This is a genomic window from Lysinibacillus sp. FSL K6-0075 (assembly GCF_038592945.1).
Classification (GTDB): Bacteria; Bacillota; Bacilli; order Bacillales_A; family Planococcaceae; genus Lysinibacillus; species Lysinibacillus fusiformis_F.
This window is the reverse complement of record NZ_CP151947.1, coordinates 3,040,312-3,052,915: the sequence shown is the minus strand read 5'-3', so window position 1 is coordinate 3,052,915 and position 12,604 is coordinate 3,040,312. Positions and strand designations below refer to the sequence as shown.

The following is a 12,604-nucleotide window of genomic DNA, read 5'->3' as shown; positions in this document are numbered from 1 at the left end:
GAGTTTTGACAAAAAAGTCTGTAAAATAGAGTATGTACCATAACAGAAGGAGATGTCACCATGGAGAGAGTAGACCATATTGGGATTGCGGTGCGCGATCTTGATGAACGCATTACATATTATACAGAAATTTTAGGCTTAAAGTTGATGAAAGTGGAAGAAGTAGAATCTCAGCAGGTTCGTGTGGCATTTATCGACGCAGGTAACGTGAAAATTGAGTTATTAGAACCGATGAGTGATAAAAGTGCCATTCATGGTTTTATTGAAAAACGTGGAGAAGGAATTCACCATGTTGCGTTCGGTGTAACAGGAATTCGTGAGCGAATGGCAGAGCTTCGTGAAAAAGGTGTACGTCTATTATCCGAAGAGCCAGGACCAGGTGCTGGAGGGGCAGAGGTTGCATTTATGCATCCTAAATCCTCATTTGGGGTGTTATATGAATTATGTGATAAAAGTGGAAAAGGGGATAAGTGATCAGTATGGATATGTTCGACAAAATCAATGACTTGTATGATCGTAAGACGGTAATTGAACTTGGTGGTGGCTATGATCGCATCGATAAACAGCATGAAAAGGGGAAACTTACTGCTCGTGAGCGCATAGACTTATTGCTAGACGAAGGTACATTTTTTGAAATCAACCCATTTATTACACACCGTACAGTAGACTTCGGAATGGATAAGTTGGAGGGACCTGGTGATGGTGTGGTAACTGGATTCGGTAAAATTAAAGGACGTCCAGTTTACTTATTCTCTCAAGATTTCACAGTGTTTGGTGGAGCGCTTGGTGAAATGCACGCGAAAAAAATGGCAACAGTGATGGATCTAGCTGCCAAAAACGGTACACCATTTATCGGCATCAATGACTCAGGTGGCGCACGTATTCAAGAGGGTGTTCTTTCACTAGATGGCTACGGTCATATTTTCTACCGCAATGCCATTTATTCTGGTGTGATCCCGCAAATCTCTGTTATTATGGGACCTTGTGCTGGTGGAGCTGTTTATTCTCCAGCCATTACAGACTTTATCCTAATGGTGGATAAAACATCTCAAATGTTTATTACAGGACCTAAAGTAATTGAAACGGTAACGGGAGAAAAAATCTCTGCTGAAGATTTAGGTGGCTCGAAAGTAAATAATGCGGTAAGTGGGAATGCTCATTTCCGCGCTCCATCTGAAGAAGCAGCGATTGATGAAATTAAGAAACTATTAAGCTATTTACCACAAAATAATAAAGAAAAGGCACCTCGCCAAGCACGACCTGAAGGGGATGACTACCGCCCAGAAATCGTAGATACAGTGCCAATCGAAACAACACGTCCATATGATGTACGTAAAGTTGTAGAGCAAGTAGTAGATGAAGGTTCATTTATGGAAGTTCACGCAGAGTTTGCGAAAAACGTAGTAGTTGGTTTTGCACGTATTGCTGGTGAATCAGTTGGACTTGTTTGTAACCAACCAAAAGTACTTGCTGGTGGTTTAGATATTGATTCTTCTGATAAAGCAGCTCGTTTCATCCGTACTTGTGATGCATACAATATCCCAATCATCACATTTGAAGACGTTTCTGGCTTCTTCCCAGGCGTTAAACAAGAACATGGTGGCATTATTCGTCATGGTGCGAAAATTCTTTATGCGTATTCAGAAGCAACTGTACCAAAAATTACAGTGATTTTACGTAAAGCTTATGGAGGCGCTTACGTTGCCTTAAACTCTAAATCAATCGGTGCTGACCTTGTATTTGCATGGCCAAACGCTGAGATTGCTGTTATGGGTGCTGCTGGAGCAGCGAACATCATCTTTGCCCGTGAAATCGCGAAATCAGATGATCCAGAAGCAACTCGTGCAGCAAAAATTGAAGAATATAAAGAAAAATTTGCGAACCCATATGTTGCTGCATCTCGCGGTATGGTAGATGACGTCATCGATCCACGAGATACACGTATCAAGCTGATTCAAGGACTTGATATGCTGTCAAACAAACATGAAACACGTCCAGAGAAAAAACACGGTAATATTCCTCTATAAATAGTAGTACAAGCCTAGCAGCTCATAAGTTGCTAGGTTTTTCATTGCCAAAAAGTGAAACATTTTTGTTTGTCATCCGTACTGATAGATAAGAGGAGTTGAGATGAATGGAATGGCAGCAATTACAAACAGCGCAAGAAAAGATTCATGCACAACTTAGAAAAGCATCTAGATTAAACGAACAAAATCAGTTAATTGATGGACAGATTAAACATACACAACAGGAAATAGACAACCATACGGCAGCACTCCATCAAATTCGATCCAAGCTTGACAAATTAGATGGTTTTTCATTTATGAATATGATTCGTACGTGGACAGGGCAACAGGATGAACTGAGGGCAGAAAAAATTGATAAGGCGGCAGTACTTGAATTAAAGCTCAATGAAGCAATGAAAATGCAAACAGATTTAACAGAAGACAGCGTACAAGTGATGAATCAGTTAGCCCAAATTGATGAAAGAGCGTTACAGCAATCACTGCAAAAGATTTATCTTCAAAAGAAGGCGTATTTACAAATTCATGACGCTGCCCAAGCTGAGAGACTAGAGCAGTTAGCACATGAGGAAATGCTGACAAAACAACTCATCACTGAAATTCAAGAGGCAGAGGAAGCGGGAGAAGTAGCCCTAACGAGGCTAGGGCAAGCAGCAGCTTCACTCCATTCAGCCAGTGGATATTCTACATGGGATACATTTTTTGGTGGAGGGCTCATCGCAACTCACTTAAAGCATGATGCACTGGATCAGTCAGAAAACTATTTACACAGTGCACAAATTGCGTTACAACGTTTTCATAATGAGTTAGTGGATGTTCAAGAAATGTCTACGAAATCGCTACATGTTGAAACAGATGGCTTTGTTAAGTTTGCTGACTACTTTTTTGATGATATTTTTTCAGCATGGTCTGTTCATTCTAAAATCTCAACAGCAAGAGAACAGGTATCACGTGTTCAGGATGATGTACATAATACGATTTGGCGCTTACAAGATAAGCATCATAAAGCAGTAGACTACCTACAATCATTAGAGAAAGAAAAAGAGCGTATTTTCAATCACTAAGGAAAGTCTGAGAATTTTTCTCAGACTTTTTATTTTGGTAGGATTGTTCAATGATTTCAACTCTTCTGACGTTGTGCTAAAATAATATGTATACTATAACGTGGAAAAACACGTAAACTAAGGGAGTTTTACAACATGACAAGTCGTTTAGTAGAAGAGTTTTTTGAGCTCGTACAAATTGATTCAGAAACAAAACATGAACAGCTAATTGCACCCATTCTTGTAGATAAGTTAACTGCACTCGGATTTTCAGTTATCCAAGACGATGCACATACACGTAATGGACATGGGGCAGGTAATATTATTGCTACATTAAAAGGCACATTGGATGTGGAGCCAATCTACTTCACTTCTCATATGGATACCGTTGTTCCAGGAAAAGGCATCAAACCTTCTCTACGTGAAGATGGCTATATCGTATCCGACGGTACAACGATTTTAGGTGCTGATGATAAGGCAGGACTAGCAGCATTATTTGAGATGGTCAAACGTTTAAAAGAGCAAAATATTGCACACGGAGATATTGAATTTATCATTACAGCTGGTGAAGAAAGCGGCCTTGTTGGCGCTAAAGAGTTAGATCCAGCTAACATTAAAGCAAAATATGGCTTTGCAGTGGATAGTGATGGCAAAGTTGGCGGCATCGTGACAGCGGCGCCATTCCAAGCGAAAATTTTCACGAAAATTATCGGTAAAACGGCACATGCGGGAGTAGCTCCAGAAAAAGGAATTTCTGCTATTACAGTCGCATCAAAATGCATTGCTCAAATGAAACTAGGCCGCTTAGATGAAGAAACGACAGCGAATATTGGACGTTTTGAAGGTGGACAAGCGACAAATATTGTTTGTGACGAAGTGACAATCCTTGCAGAAGCACGCTCAATAGACAAAGCTAAATTGGATGCGCAAACAAAGCATATGCAGGAAACATTTGAACAAGTATCAGCGTCATTAGGTGCACGTGCTGAAGTAGAAGTGAAGCTGATGTACCCAGGATTCCGTGTAACAGAAACGGATAAAGTAGTTCAAGTAGCCATGACTGCTGCACGCAATATTGACCGTACACCGACACTAGGCATTTCAGGTGGTGGATCAGACGCAAACGTGATTGCAGGTTTTGGCATTCCGACAGTTAATCTATCTGTTGGATACGAGGATATCCATACAACGAATGAAAAAATACCAGTAGAAGAGCTTGAAAAATTAGCAGATTTACTAGTAGAAATCGTCAAAGAATCGGCGAAAAACTAACAGTCGAATAAGGATGTGACCCTATGGAAAGTGTCAAAGCAGTCGTTTTTGCTTGTGGGACAGAGGAGTATGCTGTGCCGGTGGAGCAAGCGATTTCAATTGAAAAATTAGAGCATGTAACACCTATTCCTCATTTACCTAATTATCTTCTAGGCTTTACAAGAATTCGTGGTGAGCTTGTACCTGTTCTTGATTTTGAACGCATACTGTACAACCGCTCATCGAATCCAGCAACTTCTCGTATCATTGTGTTGAATACAGATGTGGTCAATTATGGATTACTTGTCACAGAAGCCCGTGAAATTCTTGATTTCGATGAATCAGTACTTCAGCAATTGGGTCTAGTCAATTATAGTAAAACACGCTACTTTACTGCTGTAGCTAATCTCGAAAATCGAATGATTACGTATGTTGATCCAAAAATACTAGTTAATTCATTAGACGGCATTCGTGAGATCATCAATTATTTACACAAAATGCTTGAAAATGAAAAAGAAAACGTAGAGTCTTAGGCACTCTACGTTTTTCATATTTGTGAAAAACTCTTTCATTTTTTCTAAAAATTATGCATAATAAAAAGCCCTTCCAGCGTAACTGGAAGGGCTTTTCGCATGTCATTAAGACAAACGACCACTGTAGTCTTCAAATTTAAACTCACGGATAACCTTAATGCCTTCTTCATCGTTATACGAAACGATAGATGGTAAGTTGACACCGTTAAACATATGGTTTTTCACCATTGAATAATGAGCCATATCTGTGAATACAAGACGATCACCTGGTTTTAATGGCTGTTCAAACGAATAATCGCCAATCACATCACCAGCTAGACATGTTAGTCCACCTAAGCGATATGTGTGTGCTAATTCATTTGCTTGGCCAGAACCAATAATCATTGGACGGTAAGGCATTTCAAGTACATCAGGCATGTGACATGTTGCTGATGTATCTAAAATAGCAAGATCCATTCCATTTTCTTGAATATCAAGCACCGTTGCTACTAAATAACCTGTATTTAGGGCTACTGCCTCACCTGGCTCTAGATAAACAAGCAGGTTGTATTTATCTTGAATATAATTAATGATGTTTACAAGTTTCTCTACATCATAATCATCACGCGTAATATGGTGACCGCCACCGAAGTTTAACCATTTCATTTGGTGTAAAACATCACCAAATTTTTCCTCAACCACTTCAATAATACGCTCTAATGTATCAGAATTTTGTTCACACATCGCATGGAAGTGTAAGCCATCAATACCGTCAAGCTGTGATTTATCAAAGTTAGCCAAAGTCGTTCCAAGACGGGAATTCGTATAGCAAGGATCGTAAAGAGCTGTTTCAATTTCAGAGTACTCAGGATTTACACGAATACCACATTCAATTGTTTTACCAGTAGATTTTACTTTATCCTTGAACTGAGCCCATTGGTTAAATGAGTTAAATACGACGTGATCCACATAGCCTAGAAGCTCGTCCATTTCATGCTCAATATAAGCAGGTGCATAAACGTGTACTTCCTTGCCCATTTTTTCATAGCCAAGTCGTGCTTCATGCAGTGAGCTTGCTGTAATACCTGCTAAATATTCCCCTACTAGCGGGAAAGTTGAATGCATTGAGAAGCCTTTAAGGGCTAATAAAATACGGCAGCCTGTACGATCTTGAATTGATTTTAAAAGCTCAAGATTTTTTGTTAATAATCGCTCATCCACTACATAAGAAGGGGATGGAACTTTTGAAAAATCAATTGGTTTCATCGGCTTAATTCCTTTGCATCTAAATCAAGGTCAAGTAATTCTGGGTTATGGCTTTCTTGCCATGGTAGACCCCATTTATTTAATGCATCCATGAATGGATCTGGATTGAAATCTTCCACATTCCAAACACCTGGTTTACGCCATTCACCGTTCATCACAAGCATTGCACCGATCATAGCTGGTACGCCAGTTGTGTAAGAAATCGCTTGTGAACCAACCTCGTTGTAGCACTCTTCGTGGTCACATACGTTGTACACATAATACGTTTTTTCTTTGCCATCTTTTAGACCGCGAATGATACAACCGATGTTTGTTTTACCTTTTGTACGTGGTCCAAGTGAAGCTGGATCAGGTAATACCGCTTTAAGGAAGTGGATTGGTTGAATCATTTGTCCTTCGAATTCGATTGGCTCAATTGATGTCATACCTACGTTTTCTAATACTTTTAAGTGTGTTAAGTATTTTTCAGAGAACGTCATCCAGAAGCGGATTTGTTTTAAACCTTTGATATTTTTTGCAAGTGATTCCAGTTCTTCATGGTATAGAAGGTAAATATCTTTTGGTCCGATTTCCGGTAGGTTATACACTTCTTTTTTCTCAAGTGGTGCTGTTTCAACCCACTCGCCTTCTTTCCAGTAACGACCATTCGCTGTAATTTCGCGAATGTTAATTTCTGGGTTGAAGTTTGTTGCGAAATGATAACCGTGATCTCCCGCATTGGCATCCACGATATCGATATAGTGGATTTCATCAAATTCATGTTTTTGTGCATGAGCTGTGAAAACGCCTGTTACACCTGGGTCAAAACCGCTACCAAGTAGTGCAGTTAAGCCAGCTTTTTCAAACTTCTCTTTATAAGCCCATTGCCATTTATATTCAAATTTTGCCGTTTCAGGTGGCTCGTAGTTTGCAGTATCCACATAGTGCACACCTGTCGCTAAGCAAGCATCCATAATCGTTAAGTCCTGATAAGGTAAGGCCACGTTAATCACAACATCTGGTCCGAAAGCTTTAATAAGCTCAATAACCTCTTCTGTATTGTCTGCGTCTACCTGTGCAGTATGAATTTTTGTTTTTCCGCCGTCAAGTTTTTCTTTTAGAGCGTCACATTTTGAAACAGTTCTACTTGCGATACAAATTTCCTCAAATACGTCCGAATTTTGAACACACTTGTGTACCACAACACTGGCAACTCCGCCAGCTCCGATAATCAATGCTTTACCCAATTGTCTACCCCCAAGTTCATATAAAGTATTGTCAAACAAGCTGATTATACAGAAAATTGATATACTACTCAATCATTGTTTTAAAATTTTCTACAAAAAATTTTATTTTTCTACAACAATTAGACGTATACGGAGGGGAATACCTCGGAAAAGGAGGGAATTGTGAATAAATCTAAGAAGCCATTTTAGTAAAAATAGATGGAAATAGCTGTTTTATAGACCCGAATAATTGGTGAGGTTTAATCTCAATTCCACGACATCAAATAATTAATTTTCTAAATGAATGGTATGACATAGTATCTCTTCTGACTTACTTTTTGATTCACGCGACTAAATCTTTACATAAAAAAATCCCTTTGCATATAGAAAGGGAAGGAATCAACCACATTAAACGTGCTACTGACAAATGATACATATTATTTCAAAAAACGATTGGATACTTGTTGCTTTTCTTCTCCCCATATATAGAAGAAAACCACCAGTAATGTACTTAAAAAACCCATCACAAGAGCATACGTGCTGAGGGCTACATCCACTTGACTTTGCAAGGCATAAATAAAAATAGCTCCTATTGTTAACAAGTTTCCTGTAACAATCGATATAAAATGAAAGCGTTTATTCATAGCAAGCCCTCCTATTAGATGAATTGGTAATGCTCATGATGATTTACTTCAATTATCGCACAATTCAGAACTTTTATCCAATGTTTTTATCTTACTAGAATAATTAAAGATGCTTTTTTAATACATCTTTTTGTAGTATGATGAAAAACAAAAGGGAATATTCATAGATTATTACAAGAAAGGGGAGAGGATGAATCGTGAAATTACGTAATTCATTAACTTTTCAACTTGGAACGATTATCGCTGGTATTTTAGTGGTGATGCTAGGGATTACTTCGTTCGCTACATACATAACTGCTTACAATAAATTATATGATGCTGCTGGTGTAGAGGCCTATGGCTGTGCCAATATTACGACAGGTTTGATCAATCCAGAACAATTGGACAAGGCCATTCAAGGCGATCGAGCTGTACAGGAACGCATCGGGAATGATTTAAACTGGACAACAGGCCATAAAGATATTTTCCAAACACAATATATTCTAGCATTGGATGGTACATTATTAGCGCTTGATGATCATTTGGCTGAAAAAGGCTTTGCTCCTGGTGATCAATTTCATTTAGACAAAGAAGCGATTGATATGTTGCTTACACATAAGCATCCGACATACTCACAGCCTTATACCTTTGCAGGGATGGACCGTTTATCTGGCTATGCCCCTATTTTTAAAGACCATGATTCTAGTAAAGAGATTATTGCCATTAGTGTCATCGACTTTGATGCCAATATCGTAAAGGAGCGAACGTGGGATGTTGTACGTAATGGAATATTAATTAGTATTTTCCCTATGCTAATCGCTTCCATCATTACAGGCTTTTTAATCCGTCGTAAAGTAAGACCGATTAGTGTGCTCATTCAGCAGGCGAAAGAAATTGCGAATGGGAATTTAGCTGTACCTGAAACAAAAATTAACAGTAAAGATGAAGTAGCGGATTTAGCGAATACATTAAATCGAATGACGGCTAATTTACAAAATATGATTATGACGATGCGTTCCACTTCCAATACGTTGACGAACAACGCGGATGAAACCGCTTCCACCTTGAACGATATGAGCAATACTATTCAAGGTGTTGCCAATAATATCGAAGAAGTGACAAGTGCTGTGACGGCAGGGATGCACCATGCTGAAAATGCGACAGATGTTCTTACTTCCTTAGCAGGGGACCTTCAAATGATTCAAAGCAATGCCAATAACAGTGCTGATAATGCCCGACAAACGATGGAATTAGCAACAGAGGGTGAGCGACTAGCGAAAGATATAAGCAATGATATGGCATTGATTCATAGTGGATCAGGTGAGGTGCGACAAACAGTAGAAAACTTAGTCACGTCTGCAACGAAAATTCAAACGATTACAACGTCTATTGCGAACATCGCATCACAAACAAATTTGCTAGCTCTGAATGCTTCCATTGAGGCGGCTAGAGCAGGGGAGCATGGTAAAGGCTTTGCGATTGTTGCTGAGGAAGTTCGCAAGCTTGCTGAGCAATCTAATCAAGAGGTATTACAAGTTGAACAGCTTATTCAGGATATAATGAAGCATGTTCAGCAGGTTATGTCATCTACGAATGATAATACGCAATATATTGAAAAAGGGACGGAGACGGTGCGTCTAACAGCACAATCTTTAGGGAATATTTCGACAGCAGTGGCCACAACAGTAGAAGAAATGATTACTATTTCTACTGCCATGACTGCTGAAAATGAAAAATCAGCACGCATTGTGCAAATGATTCAACAATTAACGGAATCCATTCGAGATATAGAAGAAACAATGAATATGATTACCATCGCGGCACAGCAAACAACTGCAAGCATTGATGAGGTAGCACAAGGTTCTAATGAAACAAATCATATGGCACACACACTTGAACAGCATGTAAAAGCGTTTAAATTAAAAGAATAATAGAAAGATTAGGACATGCTGTCTTTTGCTTCTACTGCTTAGATGGTAAACTAGCATTAAGATTTTTCTTTTGCGAAGGTGAGGATTTTAATGGTGGTAAAACAAATGAACGAACAAGTTCAACAAATCAATGACTTGTTTTTGAGTGGTCAAGTAAAGGAAAGTTATCAACTAGCTAAAGAAATATTGGGCAATCATGCAGCTGTCGAAGAAGAGGCCAATCAAATCATCCAGCAGCATGTGGCAATGCTAGAGGCAAATGGGTATGCAAACATGCCTCAGCCTACTGATGATAAGGTGAAGCAAAGTGTGGAACGTACAGATGGCTCGTATCCAGAACGAGATGTTCTCGCAGCTTATATAGGTAGTCAGGATGATGAGCAATTTGGCAAAGTGATCGATGAATTATTAGCAGGGTCTATAGAAGCGCAAGCTAACGCCTTTTATACAATGGCGGAATACTATGTCCTCGCTAAGGAACAGGACAAGGCATCTGTGCAATATGCGGAGGCAATCAAATTACAGCCCAATAAGGCATTGTATTGGGGAGCTTTTGCACAGTTTTTGAATCGTCACGAAGGTAGCCCTTATTTGGCTTTACGACTGATTGAAGACGCTATACTATTGGATGGGATGAATCCTCGTTGGCACTATATACAAGGGAATATTTTTTTCCAGCTCGTAGCAGCGACAAAAAATTTAAGCTATTTACCTGCCTTGGAAGAAGCATGGGAAAAAGCTAAAAAACGTTGTACAGCCAAGCAAGTTACACTGAAAATGGATTTGGCAAAGTCGAACGATGTGTTAGCACAATGGAAAAAGCAAATGCTATAACAGTTAAAAAGTCGTATAAAATATTAATAATTATTTCCTTTTGAGTATAATTATGCTATAGTGAAACCATAAACGGACGTATGAAGCTTATCGATGACATGAAAGAAGTGTTTTTTTGAGTTTATATGTAGCGTATGTATTGGTAGGACTTGCCATTGCCATGCCTGTAGGAGCTATTACAGTAGAAATGACAAAGCAAGGACTCAAAAATGGTTTTATGCACGGCTGGGCTGTAGGGCTTGGTGGCATGACCATTGATATTGTATTGGTTTTTGCTTTGTATATGGGACTAGCCTCTATCTTGGCTATGCCTTTGATTCAACTACCTATGTGGATTATTGGAGCGGGCTTTTTATTCTTGTTAGGCTATGATTCTATCAAGAACGCTGACCATGATATTACATTGGCAGGAGAAAAAGTAACCAAATCGTTTTTTGCCTCTTATTTTAACGGCTTACTGGTGGCTATTTCGCCTGGGAATCTCGTTTTTTGGGTCAATGTATTTGGTGTGGTGCTAGCAAAATCTTATGGACAAGGGCAGCCAACGAACTTTTTAATTATTGCAGCTGGTGTTTTAAGTGGAATCTTACTCCACGATATCGGTTTGCTGACCATTGTTTCGGTTACCCGTAAAGCTATGAATCGTAAGATGATTAGGACATTTACAATTGTCGCAGGATTCTTATTGATTGGTTTTGCTTGTTATTTTATATATGAATTTATACAAGGAATTAAGATTTATATATGAAAAGTGCGATCCCTAAAGATCGCACTTTTTTTATGGTGCAATGGCCTCTGTTTGCTCCTTGATACAAGCTAAAATTTCTTCTGCTACTTCATGGGCTAACGACAGTTCTGAAGTGAAGCCCACACAAGAACAATTCATTTCACCTAAAATATAGCAATCTTCTCCAGCTTCATTGGTATCTAGCATAAAATCAGCTGTCCAGATTAACGGTAAATCATAATTGCCTAGTAAGTTTGTTACTTGAGGGAGCTGCGTTAAAAAGTTTTGCACCAGCTCTTGCCAGTCTTCAGGCTTGTCATAGCGGTATTGAGCGCCAGAGAATAGCGTTGCGCTAAAGGCATCCTCGGTAGCGGCTGGTTTTTTATGTACGACGTGTACGGGATGATCGCGCAACATGAATAAGCGGATTTCGCCTTCTGTAATCCTTGGAAGAAAGCGCATATCGATTAACATACCATTCGTCCCCGTAATATACTGCTCACAATATGTCATAAAGTCGCCAAGCTGCCAAAATTCTACATGATTATCTTTTGCTTCTGTACATTTGATTTGTGCATCAAGTGGCACTTCTGTGATACCCTCAGCTAGTGGTTCCACCAATTTTACACGCCAAATGCCTTCACCAGTTGAACCACGATTTTGCTTCAAAACGCGCTCTGTCAGTGCTAAGGAAGTAGGGAATTGTGTTTTGAATGCTTCGATTGTGTAGTAGGCAAATGTATCATCAGGTACTAAATTTGTTGTCGTAAGCTTTGATAACACATCTTTTGAGCCGTAGCTAATCATTGCATCTGGATGTGGCATCCCTATAACGCCAGCTTGGCATAGCTCACGTAGCATGGCAAAATACTCTTCCTCATGCTGTAAGTTCCCTGGATTTATACGAGATACATAGGCAACACCATGTTCCTTCACATAGTTAAAGATTTGTTGCTTTTTTGTGATATCAAAGAATAGTACCTCAGCATCTTGCCCACGTTGTTTTAGCGCTTCCACCATTGGCATGGTATCTGGACGATAGCCATTTGGCCCTTTATCTGTGCCACCTTCAACCTCGAAAAAAATAACTTTTTTATCCATAAAATACCTCCTTTTATCTGTTGTTAGGTTCAGTATAGTAGATAAATAAGGAGAAAAGATATATGAAATATGTAAATTTTATGTATA

The 12,604-nt window shown here is 39.1% G+C and carries 12 protein-coding genes; 8 read left to right on the top strand and 4 right to left on the bottom strand.

Annotation, left to right across the window (positions count from 1 at the left end):
- The first annotated feature begins 60 nt into the window (after window positions 1–60).
- From mce to MHB65_RS14985, 5 genes are all read left to right on the top strand, one after another.
- Window positions 61–474 (top strand): methylmalonyl-CoA epimerase, encoded by a 414-nt coding sequence (gene mce, locus MHB65_RS15005; protein WP_342440901.1) that lies wholly within the window; start codon window positions 61–63, stop codon window positions 472–474.
- A gap of 5 nt (window positions 475–479) precedes the next feature.
- Entirely contained in the window at window positions 480–2,027 is a 1,548-nt protein-coding gene (locus MHB65_RS15000) for an acyl-CoA carboxylase subunit beta (RefSeq protein WP_205444227.1), read from the top strand.
- A 107-nt stretch (window positions 2,028–2,134) separates the two neighbouring features.
- The gene (locus MHB65_RS14995) at window positions 2,135–3,088 is read left to right on the top strand and encodes a hypothetical protein (RefSeq protein WP_342440900.1); all 954 of its coding nucleotides are present in this window, start codon (window positions 2,135–2,137) and stop codon (window positions 3,086–3,088) included.
- Between the two features lie 135 nt (window positions 3,089–3,223).
- A complete protein-coding gene (locus MHB65_RS14990) occupies window positions 3,224–4,339 on the top strand; it encodes a M20/M25/M40 family metallo-hydrolase (RefSeq protein WP_342440899.1) in 1,116 nt (371 codons plus the stop codon).
- A gap of 23 nt (window positions 4,340–4,362) precedes the next feature.
- Complete coding sequence (locus MHB65_RS14985) at window positions 4,363–4,851, top strand: chemotaxis protein CheW (RefSeq protein ID WP_342440898.1); 489 nt, start codon at window positions 4,363–4,365, stop codon at window positions 4,849–4,851.
- Window positions 4,852–4,956: 105 nt separating this feature from the next.
- Here the strand turns inward: MHB65_RS14985 and nspC are convergent, their stop codons facing one another.
- From nspC to MHB65_RS14970, 3 genes are all read right to left on the bottom strand, one after another.
- The gene (gene nspC, locus MHB65_RS14980; RefSeq protein ID WP_342440897.1) at window positions 4,957–6,096 is read right to left on the bottom strand and encodes a carboxynorspermidine decarboxylase; all 1,140 of its coding nucleotides are present in this window, start codon (window positions 6,094–6,096) and stop codon (window positions 4,957–4,959) included.
- Window positions 6,093–7,322, bottom strand: a complete 1,230-nt coding sequence (locus MHB65_RS14975; RefSeq protein ID WP_155591447.1) for a saccharopine dehydrogenase family protein — start codon at window positions 7,320–7,322, stop codon at window positions 6,093–6,095. Before MHB65_RS14975 ends, nspC begins: the two co-directional genes overlap by 4 nt.
- A 416-nt stretch (window positions 7,323–7,738) precedes the next feature.
- On the bottom strand, window positions 7,739–7,945 hold the full coding sequence (locus MHB65_RS14970; RefSeq protein ID WP_205444218.1) for a hypothetical protein: 207 nt from the start codon (window positions 7,943–7,945) through the stop codon (window positions 7,739–7,741).
- A gap of 197 nt (window positions 7,946–8,142) precedes the next feature.
- Here MHB65_RS14970 and MHB65_RS14965 point away from each other — a divergent pair, with 197 nt between their 5' ends.
- The 3 genes from MHB65_RS14965 (at window position 8,143) to MHB65_RS14955 (ending at window position 11,437) form a co-directional block, all read left to right on the top strand.
- Window positions 8,143–9,855 carry a methyl-accepting chemotaxis protein gene (locus MHB65_RS14965; RefSeq protein ID WP_342440896.1) on the top strand — a complete coding sequence of 571 codons (1,713 nt, stop codon included), beginning with the start codon at window positions 8,143–8,145 and terminating at the stop codon, window positions 9,853–9,855.
- Between the two features lie 105 nt (window positions 9,856–9,960).
- Window positions 9,961–10,689 (top strand): hypothetical protein, encoded by a 729-nt coding sequence (locus tag MHB65_RS14960; RefSeq protein WP_342440895.1) that lies wholly within the window; start codon window positions 9,961–9,963, stop codon window positions 10,687–10,689.
- A gap of 115 nt (window positions 10,690–10,804) precedes the next feature.
- Window positions 10,805–11,437: a LysE family transporter gene (locus tag MHB65_RS14955; protein WP_205444214.1), complete on the top strand. Its 633-nt coding sequence runs from the start codon at window positions 10,805–10,807 to the stop codon at window positions 11,435–11,437.
- A 30-nt stretch (window positions 11,438–11,467) separates the two neighbouring features.
- Here MHB65_RS14955 and MHB65_RS14950 read toward each other — a convergent pair whose 3' ends face one another.
- Complete coding sequence (locus tag MHB65_RS14950; RefSeq protein ID WP_205444213.1) at window positions 11,468–12,517, bottom strand: Cj0069 family protein; 1,050 nt, start codon at window positions 12,515–12,517, stop codon at window positions 11,468–11,470.
- Window positions 12,518–12,604 lie beyond the last annotated feature (87 nt).